Origin of the sequence: Deferribacter desulfuricans SSM1, assembly GCF_000010985.1 — a bacterium.
Lineage (GTDB): Bacteria > Chrysiogenota > Deferribacteres > Deferribacterales > Deferribacteraceae > Deferribacter > Deferribacter desulfuricans.
Genome location: NC_013939.1, coordinates 707,899 through 732,088 on the forward strand (window position 1 = coordinate 707,899; position 24,190 = coordinate 732,088).

Consider the following 24,190-nt stretch of genomic DNA (forward strand, 5'->3'; position numbering starts at 1 on the left):
TCTTAACGATCTACTTTGTACATCATATTTAGCAAAAAGAAAGTTATAAAGGTTATTAAGGAATTGATTGCTAGCCCTAAGATTAAAATTTGTTTATGGTAAAAATATTTATAGGATCAGTAATTTTTTCATATAAGTAGTTAAAAGTTTTAACTTACCGGGTGCTGGACTGTGATATTATTGTGATAAAATTGTGATAAAATTTGTTATGCTTTGATTATTTGCAATTATAAAATGTTCTTAAAATCCTTTAAAAATAGCGTTTTTTATAATTTGGTTTAATTGTTCATATAGCTATTTGGGGTTTTCGAATCCCGCCCTCTCCGTTTATTTATTTGTTACATTTGATTGGTCTGCCTATATAAACTTCAGCATAATCTCTATCTGCACCATATTTTACCCTATAATAATCCATGTCATCGGAAATATAGATATAACCTACCCCAATTCCAGTAGAAGAATCAACATTTTTAGTTTCAGGATAAATTTTCTTTTGAGTTTCCAAACCAAAATCGCTACATCTTCTATGAAAAGTATTATTATCTAAGGTGTTATTATCTATACATAATTCTATCCAATCATCATTTTCTTCCTTATAGTTTTTATCTCCATCATTGTAGCGCGATGTCCAGGCAGTGTAATAGTTTGTTTTATATTGTGATTTATCATAAATAAAACTTCCATCTTTCACAAACTCTGTTTTTTCGCAAACAAGTTGTCCGTTTACTAATTTGTACTTACAGGTATTAGAAAATCTACTATCACTACTGTGAGGAGAAGTTGTTGAGTCAGAAATTTTAACCAGCCATTCATTGTTGTGATAATATGTACTTTTCTGAGGATAATCAAATATAAACATTATATGTCCTGTATTCCCTGTTACAGTATAATTATCACAAGTGTCTCCTTCTATATTTTCAGGATGCTTATAGACTAAAATATCCCCTGGCATTGCATCCTTTATATGAGTAACTCTGCCCCAGCATAAATTATCGGGATTATCTAAGTCAGACATTGTTGCTTCTTCAGTTTCAACAGTAATATTATCTGCTGCTGCAAAAGCATCGGCAAAATCTGCTGCAAGAGGTCTTGCAGAATGATAGCATGTATCAACTTTATCAAAAAGAGGCTTTGCTATTCCCTGTACTACATAGTATCCAACATAACCTGAGCAATCTAAAAATAAATTGTATGATTCAATATCGTCTCCACCTATATCAGTATAATTAGGATGTAATATAAATTGGCTACCATGGACATAGCCTGTATGATCAAGTTTTAATAATATATCGATTACTTGACCATGAAAAGCTTCCCTAATTGTTTTTTCACAAGTAGGACACCATTGAACAAGTGGCAATTCATTAATAGGCTCATTTATACCTGAACAGTCTCCACCTTGATACAATGTCATTAGTTCACACTCCATTGTATAGGTATGTTCTCCATCATCATAGTCATAAGTTTCATAATATTGACATACTTCTTCATTCGTATCTGTAGACATTAAGACCTTACCTCCGTTTTCTTCGCAATATTGAACAGCTTTGTCATAATCTGAGCTTGATGAACCATTAAAACAGCTGCTTACTAAAAACAGTGCAAAAATTATTAAATACTTATACATTCTTATCCTCCATATTATATTTCAACAATGTATGAGAATATACCTTTTTAGCTTAAATCAATGATTTCTTGAGTACACAAGATCTAATTGACAAAAGATAAAAGGCTTATATTCAATTTTAACATGCTTAAAATTGAGTTTCAACTATAGTTGTGATTATAATTGAATATTAATTTAAATAAAAAATAAAATAGTTATTTTTTTAATATCTAGAGAGTATAGAATATTAATTGTTGTTCTAACTCTCAGATTGTTTTGATTATGTTCTTAAAAACAACATTATGTTAGATTCTTGTGAAATATTCTGGACCAGTTTGATACTTTTTTAATATTTTTCACTAATGACAAACAAAAAGCTATAAGAAATATTGATTATTGATATAAAATTATATTTATACATTTATTTTAAATCTTTGTTTAAAAGTCTTTTTATAATACTTTGTTAGAAGCTTCGAAATATTCTAACTTGATTTTTGATTTATTTACAACATATTAATTATTGAGAGTGTTGTGCATATTTTGAATGGCAGTTTTCTGAAAATGAGATTGTTTAAACAGTTTTTTGTTTCTTAATAAGTTAAAAAGATTGTTATTACGAGCTTTATTGAAGGAACTCTAAAAAGTAATGTTTCTTTTAATGTGCAACATCTTCTATTAGATTATTATGAGCTTTATTAGAATTAGTACTAAATTTATAATTTGGTGATTTAATGAAAATGCATAATAATATTTTGATAGTGATAAATATATTCATTTTATTATTTTTTATATCAGTTGAATGTTTTGGAGTAGAATATGCAGATTATGTGTTGGTTAAAAAATCAAAACACAAAATTTATCTATTAAAATCAGGCAAAATATTAAAATCATTTCATATTGCCCTGGGAGGTAATCCGAAAGGAGCAAAACAAAAACAGGGTGATGAAAAAACGCCAGAGGGTATATATTTTTTAGATTATAAAAATGAACGTAGTCGTTATTATAAATCTATCCATATATCTTATCCAAATACTTCAGATGTAAAAAGAGCCAAAAAGATGGGGGTTTCTCCAGGAGGAGATATTATGATTCATGGTCAAAAAAAAGGTTGGGGTTGGCTTTCGTTCATATCGCAAAAATTTGATTGGACAAAAGGATGTATAGCTGTAAGTAATAAAGATATGGATGTAATTTGGAAAATGGTAAAAGTAGGCACTCCAATAGAGATAAGGCCATGAAATGAAAATCATAAATCTTTTAATGCTAGTATTTGCAAAAGTAATATTTATACTATTTTCTTCCGTATTCAAATTAATACAAGATTTTAGGTCAAAAGTATAGGTAATCTGTATCTAGCATTTTAGATATGATGAAGGAGAAATAAGATGAAAATTGAAAAATTATTTAACTTTAAAGTATTTATTATTCTACTACTAATTGTGGAGATTTCTACTCTGTTTGGACGTACGATTTATGCTGATAATTGGAAAAAAGTGACTACGTATCCTGGGAGTAAAAAAATTCTAAATTTAACAGTAAAGTTTTCTGAATGTTGGGAACGTAACATGTATAACTATAATGAGTGGATCAATTGCAAAAATAATAAAGACAGAATTTCCTGGGACACGGTTAGCAAAAGAGTGAGAAGAACCTATGAATTTACTCTAGATTATCCCGGATATGTAACATTTCATTTTGAGTCTAAGGTTCCAAAAGGGGTATTTTACCATCAGGAACCCAGTTTCTGGGTGCTTAAGAAAGGCAAAGATAATAATTGGCATGAAATAACTAAAGTTACTTACTATAAATGCATGCAGGGATCCAAAGTAAGATCAGAGTCAAATATGTTTTTCTATAAGGTCAATCCAGATGGCTCGCTCAAGTACCTCGCACCACCGCCCCTCTATGAGGCTGGAGAATATAAGATTATTATTGAAGCGGGCAAACGTACTGGGGCTTATGAGCTTTATTATGTTCCTGGAGAAGTGAATTTGCAGGTATACATTATCAATGTGCATAAAAATAATAATATTAAAAAATTAGAATGCGAAATGCATCAACTGCCTATAATCAAATATAATAAGATGAAAAAAAACACAAATAAAAATGAAGAATATATTTTTTTGACCAAATGGAGCGGAGATGAAATAGCTGTTGATATAAATGGAGATGGAAATTTTATAGATTTTGAAAATTGTAAACCAGCTAACGGTCCAATAATATTAAACAGAAAATCCGTAATAATAACTGGAATGGGTTCATGTGCCTTGATTGATTTTGCAGAAAGAGGTTCAGTAACTGTACATAATATGAGTAATTTTTCAATTGAAGATTATATTATTACACAAGGTGGCATTACTGCAAAAACATTCATGCCAGAAGGCGATATACGGGTCGATTTTAATGAAGATGATAGGAATTTTAAAGAAGTTGACTTTTCTATTTCAACACCTACTTGTATAGCGGGTGTACGAGGAACTATCTTTCATGTTTCTCACCGACATGAAACTAATGCTACAAAGGTTTGTGTTGATAGAGGAAAGGTTGAGGTAACACCCAAGATGTTCTCTGATAAACCAAAAATGGTGAAATCAGGAGAATGTATAACTGTCGACAGTCATTCCTTTGGAACAGTAACTAAGCCAAGTTATTCATTAAACAATAATGGACTCATCGCATATTATCCATTGAATGGAGATACTGAAGACTATTCTGGATATAGGAATCATGGTGTCAACCATGGTGCCATTTTTTCCTCTGGATTTAGTGGAAAAGCTTTAAAATTTAATGGTACTGATGCATACCTTGAAATACCTAGAAGGATAAAAGATGATTTTACGATAGAGGCTTGGGTAAAATCTGATTCTCAGAGTTTAACAGGAACCCAATGTTATCAAGGCAATGGTCTTATTTGGTCAGATGTAGGTGGCACAAACAATGACTTCATCTTAGCTCTATTAAATAACAAATTTTGTATGTTTACTGGCAATCCGGACAAGAGCATTCTAAGTAGTACTACTGTTACAAAAGGCGGTTGGATGCATGTTGCAGTAACCAGAGAAAGAAAGACTGGCAAAGTTAGGATGTATGTGAATGGTAAAGAAGAAGCTTCTATGTTTGCAGGTAGAAACGCTCTAAATGCCAATCCTCAAATACATATAGGTGGCAACACACTTGATAGAAGGTTTTTTAAGGGTTTTATTGATGAAGTTCGAATTTATAACTTTGCTCGTACCAGTGAAGAAATCAGTTCGGATTTCAACAAAACAAAATCTTATATACCTACTTCAAATTTATCTACTGGCCAATACGTGGTAATTCATCCAGATAATAATATTTCTTTTACTTTTAAAAACAGATATAAGTTTAAAGGTTATGATGACTATATAACCATATCAAAAAACAGTATTTCTGATCTCAAAAAAGGGCAGGCACTTTCGATTTCTCTATGGTTTAAAGCTTCTGATTTGAGGGGCGTTAGATATTCTACTGATAAATGGGGAGAGGGCTGGAGAACTATTTTGTCTAAAGATAATGGCTATAGTGGCAGTTGTTTTCCTGGGAACCCTTTTTATAAAAATGCTGGTTATATCCTTCGTATAATTAATGACAAGATACAATTTTCTTTGCGAAACAATAACTATAAAAACAATTATGCTGATCTCTATAGCCCTAACATATATCCAAACAAATGGTATAATGTGGTAGTAGCTGTCTCAGCAGTTCCCGGCAATGGATTTGCCAAAATGTATCTAAACGGTAGAGAGGTAGATTCTAAGGTAATATCTAATCCGACGGATTATATTGACGGTCGAAATCTATATTTGGGTGCAACTTTTTATGATCGAACATGTTGCAAAAGCCCAAAATATTATGATTATGTGAATGGTTCATCAGGTATGTCGCAATTTTTCAAAGGTGAAATAGCTAATGTTCAATTGTATGATAGAATACTTTCACCTCAAGAGATTTTAAATTTCTATATGAAGCAAAGAAATCTTTTAGATATTTCAAATATACATAAAACTAAAGATATAGGTAATTTGAACAGTGATAAGATTAATAACACAGATATAAATGGTATATGGAAATGGTTTAATGGAGAAATTGTATGGATTTACAAAAATGGCACATGTCGATCTTCTGAAGGGAACAAAGATGGATGGAGTGTTATTCGATTTAACAGTATACCAACTTATCGTATAGTTTGGGAAAGTGGTGCAGTTGATTTGCTTGAACTTCATAATGATACCCTTGAGGGCTTTAATCAAGGTGGAACCCATATATGGGGCAAACGGATTAAATAGTTAAATTTAAGCTTAAAGTTAATTTAATATTTTAATGTTTAAGATTTTACCAGATGTTATTGTTTAATGTATGTTAGTAGAAAAGAGTAAAAATAAAACATTTGATATTTTTTTAGAGGAGTAATATTTATGCACACTTATATATACAGATTTATTGCTTATATGATGATAAGTTTAGGATTAGGAATTATAGTTCTATTTGGTGAAATAAAGTTAAATTATACAATTTCAATAGTGGCTTACACATTATCAAGTTTTTTAATATTATATGGATATTTTTTTCTTAAAAAGTCTTATTCTAAGAGAAAAGGTATTGGCCTAAATCCAAGATGGCTGGCTAAAATGGGTGATATTATATTTATTATTTCATTAAGTTTTGCAGCATATTCAGCTTTGGCGTGGGGTATTGATACAATATTTCATACTAAAATATACTTATATGATACAGAGCCTATGGTTTTGCAAGTGGTAGCTATGTTTTGGTTACCATCTGCCGCAATTACTGCTTTTTTTATCTCTAACATAGACACACAAAGTATAGAAATCGATAGAAACGGTATTATTATTCAATATCCTGAAGGAGTCAAAGAGATTAAATGGGAAAATTTAAATAGAATTTGCTTAAAGGATACAAAAACAATTATAGGGGGTGAAGATTGGGCTACCTCAAGACGTATGCAAACAAAACTGTCATTTATAACTAATGATAATATGATTAATATATTTGAACCTAGTCTAAAAAAGACTAAAAAGCAGATAATTCAATTGTTATACAATTATGCTCCTGATAGATTACATGATGATATTACTTTAATTGGAAAAGACTGGTAATATGTAAAAAAACAAAGGCCATAAAAGTTAATAATTTGAAAATGTATGATTATTTTGTGATATTACTCAAAGCAAGATGTTAGCATTATTATAAGTTGAAAATTATCCACTAAAATTTTCTTTTTACATTTGATTTTGAGAAAAATTATGTCTTATTAATCAGTAATTTCTTTTTTTCTTGAAAATGTGTTATTATTTTAATAAGTTATTAATGATGATTTATTTAAAAAGGAGGTGGAAATGATAGATAGAGGGATTTTTAGACAGTATGATATTAGGGGGGTTGTTCCTGATAATTTTAATAAAGAAGTTATAAAACAGATAGCAAATACTTTTGCTTATCAAGTAAAAGAAGAAACGGGTAAGGAAAACCCTACTGTTACTGTTGGAAGAGATGTTAGACTATCTTCTGATGAGCTTTTTGAAGGGGTAAAGGAAGGGTTGATAGATGCTGGAGTAAATGTTGTGGAGCTTGGAAGATGTCCCACTCCAGTTACTTACTTTAGTGCATTTCATTTGAACCCTGATGGGTTTATTATGATTACTGGAAGCCATAATCCTCCGGAATACAATGGGATGAAATTTGGTATAGGAAAAACGACGTTTCACTCTGAGAAGATTCAATCTGTTTATGAAAATATTATGAAATATGGTTATAGGAAATCAGATAAAAAAGGAACTGTGAGCAATTACGATATAGTGAGTGCATACATTGATTGGAATGTTGAGCACTTTAAAGAATTAAAAGAGAAAATAGATAATTTAGGTAAAAAAATTAAAGTTGTAATAGATGCTGGTAATGGGGTTGCTTCAAGGGTAGCTCCAGAGATTTTTAAACGTCTGGGTGTTGATACAGTAGAATTGTATTGTGAAGAGGATGGTAGATTTCCAAACCATCATCCAGATCCTACAGTGGAAGCAAATTTAAAAGATTTGATAGAAACTGTTAAAAAAGAATCAGCTGATTTTGGTATAGGGTATGATGGTGATGCGGATAGAATTGGTGTAGTTGATGAAAGTGGAAACATTGTCTGGGGTGATATGCTACTAATTGTTTATACAAAAGAGCTGAAGAAATTTTATGAAAAGCCAAAGGTTATTGCTGATGTAAAAGCTTCACAAGTATTTTTTGACTATGCTAAAAAGATAGGTGCAGAGCCGATAATGTGGAAAACTGGCCATTCTCTCATTAAAAATAAGCTTAAAGAGACAAATGCAGAACTAGCTGGTGAAATGAGCGGACATATCTTTTTTAATGATAGATATTTTGGGTATGATGATGCCATTTATTCATCTGTTAGATTTTTAGAGGCTTATGTAAATAATCTTATTGATAAAAAAGTAGAAAAGGTGAGTGATTTATTATCTGATGTTCCAAAGGTTTATAATACTCCAGAGATACGTTTTGAATGCCCAGAGGATAAAAAGTTTGAAATCGTTAAAAAGTTAACAGAACTTTTTAAAGAATATAAAGATAATGGCAAATATAACATAAAGGATATTATTGATATTGATGGCATTAGGGTAATTTTTGAAGATGGATGGGGGCTACTTAGAGCAAGTAATACTCAACCGGTGCTTGTGATGAGATTTGAAGCTTCAAGTAAAGATAAAATGGCAGAATATCAAAATATTATTGAGAGCGAGCTTAAAAATCTTATTTAAGAGAAATAGGGGAATTTTCCCCTTTATTTTATTATGAAAAACGGACTACATTTATACCTTTCAAATGATTTAAATATACTTTTTGATAAATTATATACGAATATTAAATCAGCATCTGTTAAACATTTCTTTGATCGGAGATGGATTGTTGTTCAAACAGATGGGATGGTTAGATGGTTGTCTTTAAAATTTACCGAAAGAGAAGGTTTTTTTAGCAATTTTAATTTTCTTTTTCCAAGAAATTTTATATTAGAAATTTTAGAAATATTACAACTTCTTGATAAAGAAAAAGCACTTTTAGATAAAAAAGAAATATTTTTGGAAATTCTTAGATACTTACAGAAAAGTGTTCCAAAAGAGCTCTCAGCATATATTGATGATGTTGGTGGTAAAAAATGTGTCCAACTTGCGTTGAAACTATCTGATATTTTTGACCAGTATATAACTTATAGGTATGAATATCTATTAAATCCTGACAAAATAATGACAAAATGGCAGAGAGAACTTTTTAAAAAGGTTGTTGTTTCAAGGCAAAATATTGTTGTTGGTATTCAAAAATTTATAGAAGATAAATTTGATAAAAACCTTCTTGAAAAAATACCTGATACAATAAATCTTTTTTCCATATCCATTTTACCTCCAATTTATATTAATTTTTTGAAAAATTTGTCACAGTTTAAAAGGGTTAATTTATACACTATCAATCCCTCCAAAAGTTATTGGTTTGAAGATTTAGGCGAAAAGGCGAGAGTATATTTTGAAAAGAAATATGGTAGCCTTACTGATTATTTTGAGGATGGCAATACAATATTATTGAATAATGGTAAGATGTTACAGGAGTTTATTTCTTTATTATATGATATGGAGCCAACACCTATAGAGTATGAAGATTATAAAGATTACGATGGTAAAACCGCTCTTAGCACACTTAAACAGAGTATTTTTGAAAATGTTAAAGATGCAGAAATTGTAAATGATGACACAATCCAAGTCCACTCTTTTCATAGTAAACTGAGAGAGGTAGAAGGTGTTTATAATTATATTTTAAGTGTTCTTGATAAGGATAAGTCAATTTCTTTAGAAGATATTGTAGTGATGTGCTCTGATATAAATGAATATGCCCCTTTTATTGATGCAGTATTTAAAAACAAGGATATCAAATACAATATCTCTGATAATAGTTATTTAAATGATGATGTTGGTATTAAAGGAGTTTTTAAGATTTTGAGCTGTTTGAGGGAAGATTTGAGTGTGGTTGATTTTTTAGATATGATTGAGAATGAAGCTATTAGATCAAAATTTGATATCAATCAAAACGAGTTGAATGTAATAAATTATCTGATAAATGAGCTGAATCTAAGGTGGGGGCTTTCTGAAAGTGAAATAAAAAGTTTTTATGAAAATATATCTTTAAATAATACTTTTGGATATTTTTATAAGAGATTGATGTTGGGGATGATTAGTGGAGAAGATTATATTATTGATAATGTGTTGCCATACACAAATATTAAACTTTCGCAGGCAGATCTGCTTGGTAAGTTACTTTATATTATTGATAAAATAAAATTTTATTATGAATCTTTTAAAGATAAAGTATCTTTAGAAAATGCAAAAAAGATTTTGTTTAATATTGTTGATGATTTTATCGGTGAAAATTTTAGCGATTCAGCCTCTTTCCTAAGTTTTTTAAGTGAGTTAGAAAAGATTGAAAGTGAGGAAATAATAGTTGATTTAGAAGGTTTTTTAGAGATTTTAAGGGTAGTAACAAATGACGTGAAAAATTCTTATAATTTTATGAGGGGAGGGATAACCTTTTGTGAGCTTGTTCCTCTTAGAAGTATCCCTTTTAAAGTGGTTTGTATGCTTGGGATGACAGATGAGAATTTTCCACGGAAAGATGTTAAACTTTTTATTAATGAAATGGAAAAAAATAGAAGAAAAGGGGATAGAAATGCAAAACTTTCTGACAGACTGTTGTTTCTTGATACAATAATTTCTGCTGAAAAATATCTTTATATAAGCTTTATCGGTAGAGACTTAAAAAAGAATAAGATAATTAACCCTTCACTTCCTGTGGTGGAGCTTGTTGATTTTATGCATTTAGAAAGGATTGAGCACCCACTGCACTCTTTTAATAGTAAATATTTTGAAAAAAATAGTAAACTTTATAATTATAACGAAGATGATTTTAAAATAGCATCTAATAATAATTTGAGTTTTGAAAAAGAGAATATTTTGGTTTTATCTTCAAAACAAGTAGATAATGGAGAAAAAGTAGAAAAGATTGGTCTAAGTAAACTTACTACTTTTTTGCGCAATCCGTTAAAATATTATTTTAAAGAAAATGGTATTGATTTTGAAGAAGAAACAAGTGTTTTAGAGTCAAAAGAACCTCTTTATCTTGGGAAATATGATGAATACAATTTAATCTTTAAAATATTAAGAGATTTTAAAGTGATTGATAAGCTTGAATTTAGTGGAGATTTGCCTCACGCAAATATTGGAAAAGGGTATTTAGAAAGAATAAAAAGGAGGTTATATTATCTTGATAATTTGTTAAAAGGAGTTTCACCTGAATATTCTCTTAAATTGCTAAATGACTTAGATATTAATTGTAAAATTAGTGATAAATTTTCACTGGAGGGGAAAATTTATTATCAGATAAATGGCAACCTATTTTTTATGGATTTCTTTAACAAAGCTAAAGATAAAAGTTATCAGTTAGAATGGGTAGTAAAAACTTTGGTTTCAAATAAAAATAGTTTCTATCTTATTAGGGAAAATGAAATAAAATCTGCCGATTTTAACCTCGATTTTAGTTATTTATCTTTTATTGTGGATGTTTTTGAGCGTGGAAAATGCCAACCAATAATATTTGACGATAAGATAGTAGATAAAACATATGAAGAATTTTTGAGAAGTCTTGAAAACTCTTTATTTCAAAAGATGTTTAATAACAAAGTAGATAACTATCTGATATATTTTGTTGATAACTTTGAAATCAACAGAAGTTATTTTGAATTTTTAAAAGAGATTAATCAAAAACTGTATAATTTTGAGGTAAATTTTGAAACTATTTGATCCATATAAGTTTGGATTTAACTTAAAAAACAAATATTTAATAGAAGCATCTGCAGGAACAGGTAAGACATACACTATCGCTGTTATCTACTTGCGACTTATTATCGAAAAGTCGATGCTACCAGAAAATATACTAGTGGTAACATTTACTGTTGATGCTGCAGAAGAGTTAAAAAATAGGATAAGGAAATTTTTAGTAAACGCTTATAGATTCATAAACGAAGAAAGTGATGACATAGACTCAAACTTAAAATTATATTTAGAAGGTTTTAAGGGTGATAAAAAAGTTTTGAGCCATTTGAAAATGGCACTTTTTATGATGGATGAGTCAGCTATTTTTACAATTCATAAGTTTTGTAAAAAGGTTTTAGTTGAAAATCCGTTAGAGACGAAATCACTTTTTAATTATGAGATTGAGAGTAGTGACAAAGAGTTGATAGAAGACTCAGTATATCATCTGTTTAGAAAGGTCTTTTATGGGGAAGATCCAAAAATTATAGATTTGTTGTTTAGGATTTATTCCCCAACAGACTTTGAAAATTTTATAGAAGATTTTTTAAGGTATTCGGATGTGGATTATATTAAAGAATCAAACATTAACTGTGAAGAGTTGGTTGAAAAGATAGAAAAGTTATATCAATCCATTGATGAGCTTGAGGAAAATGAAGATACAGCAAACAGGTATGTAAAAAGTTTTATTAAAAAAACTAAAATCTTTGATTTTGATATATTTCAATATGAGTTTAACAAAAGTGAATCAAAATATTTGGAGTCTATAAAGAAGTTAAGGGATGAAATTGTAACTGATTTTAAAAATTATATAAAGAATAAAATTATTTCAAATCTCGAAAGCATACAGGAGTTTTTAGATAGTAAGAAACTTAAAAATAACATCATTACTTTTAATGACCTTGTAAAAAATGTTTATTTGTCGTTGAGAAATAGTGGTGAGCTTGCAAGCAGATATAAAAACCTTCAAGTTTTGTTAATTGATGAGTTTCAGGATACCGATTTTTTCCAAATTGAGATTTTTAATAAAATATTTAATGAGAAAACTGTATTTTATATCGGCGATCCTAAGCAATCTATCTATGGTTTTAGAGGGGCTGACCTAAATGCGTATTTTTATGCCACAAAAAATATCAAAGAAGAGAATAAGTTTGTTTTATCAATCTGTTATAGGTCAACTGATAATTTAATAGAAAACTATAATAAGATTTTTTCAAAAGCATCGTTCTTTGGTGATGACAGAATAACGTATCAACAAGTATCGTTTTTTAAAGAAAATAAATTTAAAATAAAATCTTTTGTAAATAGTGATTTTGAAATTTACCTTCTTGATTGTACAAATAAAAATCAAGTTTTAGATTCACTATTTAACCGGATAAACTATGCCCTTTCTCATGAAAAAATAATTGATGGTGATGAAGAAAGGGGGTTAAGACCTGAAGATATTGCAGTTATTGTCCCTACAAATTTTGATGCAGAAAGTGTTAGAGAATATTTGTCCAACAGAGGCGTAAAGTCTGTATTAAATACCACAAAAACTGTTTTTGAAACAGATCAAGCATTTGAGCTGATTAAAATTTTAGATGCACTGGAAGATTATAAAAATCCATCGAAGATTAAAACAGCTTTACTAACACCGGTTTTTGATAAAAGGATTTATGAGATTAATGATGAAATTATTAGAGAATATGCTGAGAAATTTGCTCTTTATTCTCAATATTTACAAAAGTTAGGTGTTTTACCTGCATTTATTAAGATTTTTTTTGATGAAAATAGTAAGGGAAAAATTTTAAAAAGGGTAAATGGTGAAAGAATTTATACAAATTATCTGCATATTTTAGAACTTTTGCAGGAAGAAACCTTAAATGATGTTTATTCTCCAGAAAAGATGAAAAGCTGGATTATTAAAAGGAGAAGGGGGGATATAAAAGGGAGTGAAGATTATGAATTGCGTTTAGAATCTGATGAAAATGCTATTCAGATAATAACAATTCATAGAAGTAAAGGTCTTGAGTTTCCGTTTGTTATCATACCATTTTTTGATTATCCAAAGCAGTTTGATAGGCAGGGAACTTTTTATAAATTTTTCTACAATTTTAATGAAAATAAGCACTTGTTAGAGTTTATTTATGGAGAGGATAGTATTCTTGAAGACGATATTCAGGAGAAGGCAAGACTATTTTATGTGGCTTTAACAAGAGCAAAGTGTAAATGTGTAATTTTTGATTATAAAAGGAGAGGGTATAAATACTTGGATACTTTTTTGTATGGTGCAGAGTTAAATGATAAAGTTTCTTTTGACGATAAACTACAGAGATTAAAGCATTTTTTGGGTGATAATGCATATATTGATACTTTAGTCCCTTCGACAGATAAAAAAGTATCTTTTAGCAATGAGGATAAAAAATTAGTTTTTGAAAAATTTTCGGGGGAGTTTAAAAATAGCTATATATTAAGTAGTTATTCTTCAATGATTAAATCTGCAAAAAATTTAGAAAAAGGAAACGAAATTTTTGAGCTTGAAGAGTTATTAGAGCTTGATGAAAAGGAAGAACACTTTATTGCAGAAAATATATCTTTACCTCCTGGCGCAAAAACTGGCAATTATTTGCATAAGATCTTGGAGGATATATCATTTGGATGGAGTAGTGAAAAAATAAAGAATGTTTGCTTTGAGTATGGAAAAAAGCTGGGATTTGATGAAGCTGCTGGCTTAGAAGCTTATAAAATAATATCTAAGGTTTTAAATAAAAAAATTAAAGCAATTGATAAAAATTTTAGATTTGCAGAGTTAGATGATGAGAAATGTAGTAAAGAATTTGAGTTTTTTTTGAGATTAAATGATTCTCGTGGATTTTTAGATGAGTTAAAAAGTATTTTTAGTAATAAAGGGTTGTCAGTTTTTTCTAAGCGATTGCAAGATATTGATGTAGAAAAAGGTGTTTTGACATTTTTAAGAGGTTTTATTGACCTTGTGTTTGAATATGATAAAAAAGTCTATATTGTTGACTGGAAATCTAATTTTTTAGGTTCATCTATTGAAGATTATTCAAGGGAGCGTTTAATTGATGAGATAGCATTGCATCATTATTATTTACAGATGGTTATTTATCAGATTGCCATTTATGGATTTTTACAAAGTAGTGGATTTAAATATGAAATTGGTGATGTGTTTTACATATTTTTAAGAGGTTTTGAGCCTGAAAAAGAATGTGGATATTATAAATTTTCTTTAAGCAAACAAGAGTTAAATAAACTATTAGAGTATTTTTGATGATGGTATTAGATATTTTACTTAAAAACAAAATTATAGGTTATTTTGAGTATGAAGTTGCTAAATGGGTATATGAGAATACAAAAAATCCGCTAATTAAAAATATTTTTTTATTATTAGCATATAGCTATGAAAATGGGGATAGTTGTCTTGATTTGAAGTGTATTGAAAACCGTGATTTGTTAGAATTTTTTGAATTAGATGATAAAGGATTAAGCTTTATTTTTCCAGATAGTGAAAAGATAAAATCAGAAATTGTAAAGTATAACTTTTTGAAAAACTTGGTAGTGGTTTTTGATGATAAACTATTTTTTAAAAGGATTTTTAATTATGAAAAATATATTGCAGATAAAATCAGAGAATTATCAGCGAAAAAAAGAGGAATAAAAAAGTTTTTTTATGATGAGAACTTAAATAACTTACAAAATCTTGCTGTAAGTCTTTCTGTAATAAACAATTTTATGGTAATATCAGGGGGGCCTGGGACTGGTAAGACCACTGTAATCAAAAAGATAATCGAGACAATTTTAGATAATAATGATAATCATAAAATTGCTATAACAGCACCTACTGGAAAAGCAGTATCAAGGATTTTAGAATCATTAAAAGAGTTCCCTTTTCTTGATAAAATTGAGCCTCCTTGTACTATTCATAGACTTCTTGGTGCTAATAGCAGAGAGATGCGTTTTTATTATAACAAAAATAACAGATTACCTTTTGATACTTTAATTATCGATGAAGTTTCAATGGTTGATGTGGAAATATTTTATCACGTTTTACAGGCATTAAAGGATGATGCTCGTTTGATATTAATTGGGGATAAAAATCAACTCTCTTCGGTTGAGGCTGGAGCAGTACTTGGGGAGATTTGTAGTATAAAAGAGTTTTTTGGGTTAAATACCTTAAATTTTTTTACGAAGAATATAGCAAATAAATTTGATTTTAATGGTAATGTTGTGGAAAATGATTCTATGCCAATTGTTGACTGTTTAATTGAATTTGACGAAAGTTATAGATTTGGAAAAAATAGCGGAATAAGCAGATTGGCTGAGTTAATAAAATTTGAGAAATATAATGAATTAGAAGAACTAATTTTTAGTGAAAGAGGTTTTGATGGCCTGTTGTTTTATGATTTAAATAAAAATGTGATTGAGAATATCGTTGACGATTTTAAAAAAGAGATAAAAGAGAATTACCTTCAGGCTTTGAACAAAATCAAAATTTTAACTCCATTTAAAAGAGGGGATTTTGGGACAGAATTTCTAAATTTTTATGTGGATAAAAAATTAAAAAAAAGCTTTGGTGCAACAGATTGGTATACGGGTAGACAGCTCATAATAAATAAAAATGATTATTCAAATGGGTTGTATAATGGTGATATGGGTGTGGCAGTGGTAGAGGATAAAAAATATTTGATGTTTTATGATTCATTGAATAAAGAGTATTTAAAGTTTCCAGAGTCATTGATAAGTGGTTATGATTTGGGTTTTGCTTTGACAGTGCACAAAAGTCAAGGTTCAGAATTTGATAATGTTTATTTTATTTTAGGGAATAAAGACCATCAAATGTTAACAAAAGAGCTGATTTACACTGCAATTACGAGAGCTAAAAAAAGGGTAATTATAATTGGAGATAAACAGATATTGTTTAATGCTATCAAACGAAAGACTGATAGAAAGTCTGCTATAGGCAAGTTACTTTATGAGTCATAAATAAGTTTCACTTGTCAATCTTTGTTAAGTTTTGTATTATCTTTAATAACGTAATAAATATACAAAAAAAATAAGGTTAGAAAATTTGGTTAAAGAACTGTTAAGATATTTGCCTGAGTATAATCCTGAACCGGTTTTGTTGATAAATACAGATGGGAATATTTTATATAAAAATAGAGCTGCAGATAACATCCTAAAAGATAAAGAACTTCCGCCATTAGTTGTAGAAGATATAAAAAATAAGAAAAATAAATTTGATTTTGAATTAGAATTATCTAATAAAAAAATTTATAAGTTCTTTTCATATTTTATTGATAACCAAAATACTTATTTAGTTTATGGTTTTGATATTACAGAGATAAAAGAAAAAGAGAAACGATTGAATTATCTTGCAAACTATGATCCTATGACAAACTTACCAAACAGGAATAAATTATACTACGATATGTTAGAGCACATTGATTACAAATCTGTTATAGTTCTTATTGATATAAAATCTATGAGGCAGATAAACAGTATTTATGGTTATGATACAGGGAATAAATATCTAATAGAGCTATCTAAAATTTTAAGGGATATGTTTAAAGAGTTTAGTATTTACCGATTATATGGAAATATTTTTGTTGTTTATGATTCGGTTGGTTTGGCTTGTGAAATAAATGAAGATTTGTATTTGAATAAAATATATCAAAGCTTGTCGAGTAAAAGCATAAAGATTAATGGTTTTAACTTACCTATTAGTGTTAGATTGGGTTTTTCAAAATGTGAAGATTTAGAGGAAAAAAATAAGGATTATCCAGAGCTACAATTAAAGTTGGCCGAAACTGCTCTTTTAGAAGCTAAAAAACTAAACAGAGATTATCTATCTTATAGTAAAATTAATAATATTGTAGAACTTTATAAAAATAACTGGGAATGGTTAAACAGGATAACTGCACTTATAAAAAATGAGATAGATGGATGTTTAGTTCCATATTTTCAACCCATCGTAAATAATTTTACTGGTGCTGTGGAAAAATATGAAGCACTTATGAGAATAAAGATTGGTAAAAAGATTTATACACCAAATTTTTTTATGTCTGTGGCAAATGAATCTGGTTATATCAAGGATTTAACAAAGATTTTGATAGATGAAGTATTTAAAAGAATGAAAGATAATCATAAAAAAGTTTCGATTAATTTAACACCAATGGATGTGGAAAATGGTATACTAAATTATTTGGTTAATAAATGTAAAGAATACAATATTGAAAGTGGTAGAGTCACGATTGAGCTTCTTGAAAATGAAAATTTTTATGAGTTGGAAGATGAAGTTATTAAATTTAAGGAAAATGGGTTTTTAATATCTATAGATGATTTTGGAGTAGGATATTCCAATTTTAGTAAGCTGATTTCCATGCCTATAGATTATATAAAGATAGACGGTTCTTTGATTAGTAATATAGAATCAGATAGTTCTACTTATGATATTGTTAGACATATCGTTGAAATTTCTAAGACATTAAAGTGCCACCCAATAGCAGAGTTTGTTTCAAATCTAACTATATATGAAATTATAAAAAAATTGGGAGTAGAATTTTCTCAAGGGTATTATTTTTCTCCCCCCGTTCCCGACCTAAAAGTTTAAGTTATTTATTTTCTGCTATAACGGTTTTATTTTTCCCAGTTCTTTTGGCAACATAAAGTGCTTTGTCAGCTTCATTTAGCGCATCTTTTATGTTTTTAAATTTTTTTAAAGATGATACACCTAAGCTAACAGTAATTTTAAAGTCTATATCACCAATGTGGAAATTGTGATTTGCAATACTATTTCTAATTCTTTCTGCTACAGTGAATGATTCGTTTATATTGAGTTTGGGCAGAATTACTAAAAATTCTTCTCCACCATATCTCCCCACATAGTCATCCTTTCTCAATGATTTAGATATAATATTGCTTATTTCTTTTAAAACTTCATCACCTACTAAGTGCCCATATGTATCATTAATTTTTTTAAAATTATCTATATCTATAATAATAATACCAATTTCATCATTAGGATTGTTAGAAAGTGATTCTAATTCAGACATAATACTTCGCCTATTTAATACACCGGTTAAAAAATCGTGAATTGCATCATTATAAAGTCTAGCGTATGCTTCTTTTAATTTATTTTCTAACTTAATTATTCTTTCAGCACTAAAAAGTCTAATTTTTAATTCTTTGAAACTAAAAGGTTTTACAATATAATCATCTGCACCATGGTGTAGTGCTTCAAGAGTATCTTCTTTTTCAGATTTACCTGTAACAATTATAATATAAACATAGTTATCTAAATTTAACTCTCTAGTTTTTTTACACAATTCTATTCCTGTAAGACCTGGCATTAGCCAGTCTATTAACGCTATCGATATATTATCATTTTTAATTTTCTCTAGGGCATCTATGCCATTAGAAGCCTCAATAATGTCATAATTTAGTTTTTCTAAAAAAAATCTCATATTTTCTCTCATATCCTTATCATCATCTGCAATAAGAATTTTGAACATGTTTCACCTTTTTTAAATATATTTTAAACTGTTACAAATTAATCTGCTAATAGAATCGTAGTGAGGCAATAAAAGATGCCTAATCAATCTAATACAATTAATTATCAACATACTAGAATATGGTGGCAACATCCTCTAATTTATGGCTCCTTCCAACAGCTTGCTTTTTGCCAATACATCTAAACACTCTATGAGGCTGTTGCACAACGGATCATTTTTTTTATATCGCTATAGTTTTGAGATTGCTTCGGCAACTTCCGTTGCCTCAAATTGACCAAAAACACTGTCATTGCGAGCGTCAGCGAAGCAATCTGAGGTGCTTAAACAATTATTATTGTGCAACACCCTTTATATAATAAATATTATTGTAGTTTAATCTACTAAGTTTCTTATCACAATATTTTTTGATTGTCTAACATTTTTGTTTATTTGAATATTCTAATACATTAATGCTAAATGGTTGGTACTGTTAGATAAAATATAAATTCATACTGAGTTTGTATAAAATATGTTTAATAAAAAGTTTTGTGTATCAATAGGTTGTCTTGTTGGCACAAAATTTGCATAGTAAAGGGGTATGAAAAAGTATTACTTTTTTATTTTTTTATTTACATTTGTTCTCGATTTGTTTGCTTATCAAGATGATTATGTAGTTAATAAAAAGGTTTTGTGTTCAGAGTGTCATAAAAAATCGGAGATATCGAGTTTTTGTTTAGTTAATAAATCTTGTGATATTTGTCACAGTGGTACAAAAAAGAAAAGTGCATTTTTAAGTAATGAGTATTTTATAAATTTTATAAAAAAAAAGAGAAATCCTCATAACTCAAATTACTTATGCAATGTATGCCATAATATTTTAAATATTAAAAAAGCTGAAAATGAACTTAAATTATGTCTTTCGTGCCATGATGTTAGTTATGTTAATCTCTATGGTCATAGTTTTGGTTTTGTATACAAAGAGAAAAAAGATGTAATAATACCTGATGATTTTCACTTAAAAGAGGGGAAAGTTGTTTGTTCTACATGTCATGTATTTAAGTGTCAAAATAATTTTAACAACTATAAATTGTTAAAGAAAGGGTATAGCAGGTTAGAGGATTACTGTTTTAATTGTCATAAAAAAGAATACTTCAAAAAATTTAATCCACATATTCAAATAGATAAAAATGGTAAGTTAATAACAAACACATGTACTATATGTCATCTAAAGATACCTGATATACAAACAGCTAAAACAAAAGATGATGTAAAACTTAAAAGTGAAAATATAAATGAGATATGTAATGGTTGTCATCAAGTTAGTGGTTTACATCCAACAGGGATTAATCATTTAATAAAACCTAATAATGTAATTATTGATAGAATAAATAAATTTCTTTCTAAGGAGAGTATATATGTACCTTTTGGTAAAGATTATCAAATTTTATGTGTAACTTGTCACTTACCTCATCAATATGAATTAATTCCAGAACAGGCTGCAGGTAAATTTGAAAGAAGAATGAGATTTAATAAAGGTAAGGATTTATGCATCATGTGTCATAATAAAATTTAAATTTAGGAGGTTTGTGGGATGCGAAGTATTTTTATTATTTTTGTTTTTTTAATAACGACCATTTGTTATGCAGCGGATGATGAAAATTGTTTGCTGTGTCATAAGTACCGTACTTTATCCAGAATTGATAAGGATGGAAGAACAAGACTGTTTTATGTTAACGATTCATTGTTTCATTCGTCAGTTCACGGAAAAATTAAATGTAAGGAGTGTCATAATCAAATAACGAAAATTCCTCATGAGGAAAATACTAAAGTTAACTGTCTAAATGAGTGCCATATTATTGAGCCAACGAGTGAAAAAAGATTTTCGCATGAGAAGGTTAAAAAAGCCATAATGAATAGTGTTCATAATCCAAGTAATCCTTATGTTAATAATCATGACGAAAAAGATTTTCCAGAATGTGTTGATTGTCATAATAACCCATTATTTAGACCCATTCAGATTTTTAAAGATATAACAGAAGAAGGGCAAAGCGAAAAAGCGTTAGCGAGATGTAAACTATGTCATAAAGATGATTTTGCAAAATATTTTTACAATCATGTTAGCCATAGACTACATACAAGTAAAAACAGTGAAGAAATAGTTAGGATGTGTGAAAGGTGCCATGGTAAAGATGAAATGGCTAAAAAACATAAACTTAAAAATGCCGTTGCAACCTATAAAGATACTTTTCATGGTAAAGCTGTAATTTTTGGTTTTGAATATGCTCCAACTTGTATAGATTGTCATGTGTCTCCAAATGAATCTGCCCATTCTGTAAGAAGTTATAAAGATCCAAATAGTTCAATTGCAGATAAAAACAGATGGAAAACATGCGCACAGAAAACTTGTCACCCAAATGCAACTCCAGGGATGGGTGAAGTAAGAATGCATGTTGTTATAGATAAAAACTTATATAAACCTGAATATTATACAGCGCTTGGTTTTACCTGTTTGACTTTAGGTGCCTATTTACCTTTAGCTTTGATGATAGTTTTAGAATTATTTAGAGATATTTTTCCAAATTTTAGCCTTAGAAGAAGGAAAGGAGGTCGTAAATGATAAAGAAATACCCTTTGATTAAAATAATAAATGGGAAAAAATATTATTTAAAATTATTGCCTGCCCAAAGAATTCAACATTTTATTTTAATGACGACATTTATACTTTTAATTTTAACGGGATTTCCTCTGAAGTTTTATTATTATCCATGGGCAAAAACAATAATTAAAGCTTTTGGAGGCTTAGAAGTTACAACAGTAATACATAGAATATGTGGAAGTACAATGGTGGCATTATTTTTCTATCATTGGTACTATCTTTTTAAAAACTTATATATCTATTATATAAAGCCTAGCATAAAAACTCATACTTTTTCTATTAAAGGGATGTTAAAGTTTATTTATTTTTCACCTATGTTTCCACGCCTAAAAGATATCAAAGATTTTATAGATTTTCTTAAGTATGTTTTCTTTATTTCAGACGAAAAGCCTAGACATGAAAGGTTTCATTGGAGAGAAAAGTTTGATTATTGGGCAGTATTTTGGGGTATTCCAGTTTTAGGTTTAACAGGTTTAATGCTATGGTTTGAAGCTGATGCAACTAAATATGTACCTGGATGGGTATTGAATATTAGCTTTATTGCTCATTCTGATGAAGCACTCCTTGCAGCAGCAGTTATATTAGTCTGGCATATGTATAATGCACATGTAAATTATGATAAGTTTCCAATGTCTCCATTGTTTTTAACTGGTTATTTGCCTGAAGAGATTATGAAACATGAGTATTATTTAGAGTGGCAAAGAATTAATAAGTTGGTCGAAAATAATCCTGAGTTAGTTTTGGATATGGATGCTTATAAACTTGTGAAGGAAAAGGAGTTAGAAGAGCAGTATAAAAATTATATGAATTATATGGAAAGTACTGAATATTCGAATGTGGATAAGGAGGTTTAGATGAGGCATCAGTTAACCTTTTTAAAAAAAATATATGCCATTATTGGAATTATCTTTATTATTTATAGTTCATACCTTGTAGTAAAGCTTACAATGCATATATGGCATAAAGTTGACTATGGTAAGGAGAATAAAAGTAAGCAGGAAGAACTATTTAAAGAAATGTTAACTGAAGAAAAAAAGGTAACCTATGATCTTGGGTATAAGGTAATTAAAGAAGAAGAATTAGAGAAACATTTTCATCATGTTGGTGATAGTGTGATTCATGATGAAATTAATTTATGTATTAAATGTCATGGAGATATCCCTCACGATAAAAATAAAGCAGTAAGAGCTTTTTTAAATATGCATAGTGATTTTTTGGCTTGTGAGACTTGTCATATAAGAATTAAGAAAGAAAAAAAGTTTGTTTGGTATGATAAAATAAATGGAGAAGTGAAAGAAAGTATAGAGATTTCAAAGTATTTGAGTAATTCCAAAATGAAGTTAATTCCTATGGTTCTTGAGAGAGGGGTATTCATAAGACCTGATTCTTCTGAATTGAGAAAATTTGTTGAGGAGTTTAGAAAAGTAGTAAATAAATTACCACCTGCTAAAAAAAGCCAAGGTTTAAAACTTATTCATAAATACACAGATAAGAATCCAGTTAGATGTGATGAATGCCATGCCCTAACTATTGATTTGAGTTATCTGCCTTTGTTAGAAATTGGTTATAAAAGGGAGAGAGTATTACAGATATTAAGTAATGAAGTTGTTGGAATGGTAAATAAATATAAAGAATTTTATATTCCAAAGTTTTTAGAGCCACAAAAGTAAGTTAGCGGAGAAAAAATGAAAAATTTTTATTATATTTTATTATTGTTGATTATAGTTTCAAGAATATATGCTTATGAGTTAATTAATGTTGATGAAATTTATAGTTATCAATTTGCAGCTGGAGAGGTTCCAGCTGCAGCTGTTTTTATCAAAGATAGTTTATTTGTTTTAGAAGCGAAGAAGGGGGAAATATTCAAAATTAATATTAAAAAAGGGGAGGTTAATAGAAAATTTAAATTAGAGGATTCAGTAGGAGCTGTTGGTATAACTTATTTTGATAATAAGTTTTTTGTACCAATACCAAATAAAAATAAGATTTGCGTTTATAATAAAAATTTTAAAAAGATGTATGAAATTAAAGTTAAGGATCCTACAGATATCGAATTTTATAAAAATACATACATTGTTGTTAGTAATGATGGACATAAAATCCTTAGATTTAATTCTAAAACTTTAGACTTTATTGATGAAGTAGGCGTTATGGGGTTTTATGAGAGAGAATTTAGATACCCTTTTGATTTATTAATTGATAAAAATGGAGATATTTATGTTTCTGAGGTTATAAACACAAGAGTTCAAGTATTAAATAATAAATTTAAATTTGTTAAATATATAGGTAAGTGGGGGGTCAGTAGTGGACGTTTTTATAGACCAAAAGGGATAGCTTTTTACAAAAACTATTTGTTAGTAGCTGATGGATTTTTAGGTGTCATTCAGTTATTTGATAAAAAGACAGGGGATCTAAAATATTTATTAGGTAAAAAAGGGCAATTAATTAAGTTCAAATCTCCTGTGAGAATAAGAATCTATAAAGATTATTTAAGTGTTATTGATTATTTTACCAAAAAACTTTACGTTTTTAGGTTTTAAAA

Annotated in this window: 15 protein-coding genes; 13 read left to right on the forward strand and 2 right to left on the reverse strand. The window is 28.7% G+C overall.

Going from position 1 to position 24,190, the window contains the following annotated elements; genetic code table 11:
- Window positions 1–331 precede the first annotated feature (331 nt).
- The gene (locus DEFDS_RS03680; RefSeq protein WP_013007458.1) at window positions 332–1,627 is read right to left on the reverse strand and encodes a hypothetical protein; all 1,296 of its coding nucleotides are present in this window, start codon (window positions 1,625–1,627) and stop codon (window positions 332–334) included.
- Window positions 1,628–2,337: 710 nt separating this feature from the next.
- On the opposite strand from DEFDS_RS03680, the gene DEFDS_RS03685 reads away from it, so the two are divergent.
- The 8 genes from DEFDS_RS03685 (at window position 2,338) to DEFDS_RS03720 (ending at window position 18,112) form a co-directional block, all read left to right on the forward strand.
- Window positions 2,338–2,844, forward strand: coding sequence for a L,D-transpeptidase family protein (locus tag DEFDS_RS03685; protein ID WP_013007459.1), 507 nt, complete (start codon window positions 2,338–2,340; stop codon window positions 2,842–2,844).
- A 606-nt stretch (window positions 2,845–3,450) separates the two neighbouring features.
- A complete protein-coding gene (locus DEFDS_RS03690; RefSeq protein ID WP_161595871.1) occupies window positions 3,451–5,913 on the forward strand; it encodes a LamG-like jellyroll fold domain-containing protein in 2,463 nt (820 codons plus the stop codon).
- 129 nt (window positions 5,914–6,042) lie between these two features.
- Window positions 6,043–6,744, forward strand: a complete 702-nt coding sequence (locus DEFDS_RS03695) for a hypothetical protein (protein WP_013007461.1) — start codon at window positions 6,043–6,045, stop codon at window positions 6,742–6,744.
- A 240-nt stretch (window positions 6,745–6,984) separates the two neighbouring features.
- Window positions 6,985–8,409: a phosphomannomutase/phosphoglucomutase gene (locus DEFDS_RS03700; RefSeq protein WP_013007462.1), complete on the forward strand. Its 1,425-nt coding sequence runs from the start codon at window positions 6,985–6,987 to the stop codon at window positions 8,407–8,409.
- Window positions 8,410–8,442: 33 nt separating this feature from the next.
- Window positions 8,443–11,490, forward strand: coding sequence for an exodeoxyribonuclease V subunit gamma (locus DEFDS_RS03705; RefSeq protein WP_013007463.1), 3,048 nt, complete (start codon window positions 8,443–8,445; stop codon window positions 11,488–11,490).
- Window positions 11,477–14,773 carry a UvrD-helicase domain-containing protein gene (locus DEFDS_RS03710; protein ID WP_013007464.1) on the forward strand — a complete coding sequence of 1,099 codons (3,297 nt, stop codon included), beginning with the start codon at window positions 11,477–11,479 and terminating at the stop codon, window positions 14,771–14,773. The genes DEFDS_RS03705 and DEFDS_RS03710 overlap by 14 nt, the downstream gene beginning before the upstream one ends.
- A complete protein-coding gene (gene recD, locus DEFDS_RS03715; RefSeq protein ID WP_013007465.1) occupies window positions 14,773–16,485 on the forward strand; it encodes an exodeoxyribonuclease V subunit alpha in 1,713 nt (570 codons plus the stop codon). The genes DEFDS_RS03710 and recD overlap by 1 nt, the downstream gene beginning before the upstream one ends.
- Window positions 16,486–16,570: 85 nt before the next feature.
- Window positions 16,571–18,112 carry an EAL domain-containing protein gene (locus DEFDS_RS03720; protein ID WP_013007466.1) on the forward strand — a complete coding sequence of 514 codons (1,542 nt, stop codon included), beginning with the start codon at window positions 16,571–16,573 and terminating at the stop codon, window positions 18,110–18,112.
- 1 nt (window position 18,113) lies between these two features.
- On the opposite strand, the gene DEFDS_RS03725 is transcribed toward DEFDS_RS03720, so the two are convergent.
- The gene (locus DEFDS_RS03725; protein ID WP_013007467.1) at window positions 18,114–19,013 is read right to left on the reverse strand and encodes a GGDEF domain-containing response regulator; all 900 of its coding nucleotides are present in this window, start codon (window positions 19,011–19,013) and stop codon (window positions 18,114–18,116) included.
- Between the two features lie 577 nt (window positions 19,014–19,590).
- Between DEFDS_RS03725 and DEFDS_RS03730 the strand changes: the two genes are divergently transcribed.
- The 5 genes from DEFDS_RS03730 to DEFDS_RS03750 are packed head-to-tail and all read left to right on the forward strand — an operon-like array spanning window position 19,591 to window position 24,188.
- On the forward strand, window positions 19,591–20,565 hold the full coding sequence (locus tag DEFDS_RS03730) for a cytochrome c3 family protein (RefSeq protein ID WP_013007468.1): 975 nt from the start codon (window positions 19,591–19,593) through the stop codon (window positions 20,563–20,565).
- Between the two features lie 18 nt (window positions 20,566–20,583).
- Window positions 20,584–21,609, forward strand: a complete 1,026-nt coding sequence (locus DEFDS_RS03735) for a cytochrome c (RefSeq protein ID WP_013007469.1) — start codon at window positions 20,584–20,586, stop codon at window positions 21,607–21,609.
- A complete protein-coding gene (locus DEFDS_RS03740) occupies window positions 21,606–22,502 on the forward strand; it encodes a formate dehydrogenase subunit gamma (protein ID WP_013007470.1) in 897 nt (298 codons plus the stop codon). Before DEFDS_RS03735 ends, DEFDS_RS03740 begins: the two co-directional genes overlap by 4 nt.
- A complete protein-coding gene (locus DEFDS_RS03745) occupies window positions 22,503–23,318 on the forward strand; it encodes a cytochrome c3 family protein (RefSeq protein ID WP_013007471.1) in 816 nt (271 codons plus the stop codon).
- A 15-nt stretch (window positions 23,319–23,333) separates the two neighbouring features.
- A complete protein-coding gene (locus tag DEFDS_RS03750; protein WP_013007472.1) occupies window positions 23,334–24,188 on the forward strand; it encodes a hypothetical protein in 855 nt (284 codons plus the stop codon).
- The last annotated feature ends 2 nt before the right edge of the window (window positions 24,189–24,190 follow it).

Excerpts from the sequence above, each read along its gene's own strand:
- DEFDS_RS03735 (WP_013007469.1), top strand. The coding sequence starts at position 20,584 with ATGCGAAGTATTTTTATTATTTTTGTTTTTTTAATAACGACCATTTGT.
- DEFDS_RS03725 (WP_013007467.1), bottom strand. The coding sequence starts at position 19,013 with ATGTTCAAAATTCTTATTGCAGATGATGATAAGGATATGAGAGAAAAT.
- DEFDS_RS03745 (WP_013007471.1), top strand. The coding sequence starts at position 22,503 with ATGAGGCATCAGTTAACCTTTTTAAAAAAAATATATGCCATTATTGGA.
- DEFDS_RS03680 (WP_013007458.1), bottom strand. The coding sequence starts at position 1,627 with ATGTATAAGTATTTAATAATTTTTGCACTGTTTTTAGTAAGCAGCTGT.
- DEFDS_RS03740 (WP_013007470.1), top strand. The coding sequence starts at position 21,606 with ATGATAAAGAAATACCCTTTGATTAAAATAATAAATGGGAAAAAATAT.
- recD (WP_013007465.1), top strand. The coding sequence starts at position 14,773 with ATGATGGTATTAGATATTTTACTTAAAAACAAAATTATAGGTTATTTT.
- DEFDS_RS03695 (WP_013007461.1), top strand. The coding sequence starts at position 6,043 with ATGCACACTTATATATACAGATTTATTGCTTATATGATGATAAGTTTA.
- DEFDS_RS03705 (WP_013007463.1), top strand. The coding sequence starts at position 8,443 with ATGAAAAACGGACTACATTTATACCTTTCAAATGATTTAAATATACTT.
- DEFDS_RS03690 (WP_161595871.1), top strand. The coding sequence starts at position 3,451 with ATGTTTTTCTATAAGGTCAATCCAGATGGCTCGCTCAAGTACCTCGCA.
- DEFDS_RS03750 (WP_013007472.1), top strand. The coding sequence starts at position 23,334 with ATGAAAAATTTTTATTATATTTTATTATTGTTGATTATAGTTTCAAGA.
- DEFDS_RS03700 (WP_013007462.1), top strand. The coding sequence starts at position 6,985 with ATGATAGATAGAGGGATTTTTAGACAGTATGATATTAGGGGGGTTGTT.
- DEFDS_RS03685 (WP_013007459.1), top strand. The coding sequence starts at position 2,338 with ATGAAAATGCATAATAATATTTTGATAGTGATAAATATATTCATTTTA.
- DEFDS_RS03730 (WP_013007468.1), top strand. The coding sequence starts at position 19,591 with ATGAAAAAGTATTACTTTTTTATTTTTTTATTTACATTTGTTCTCGAT.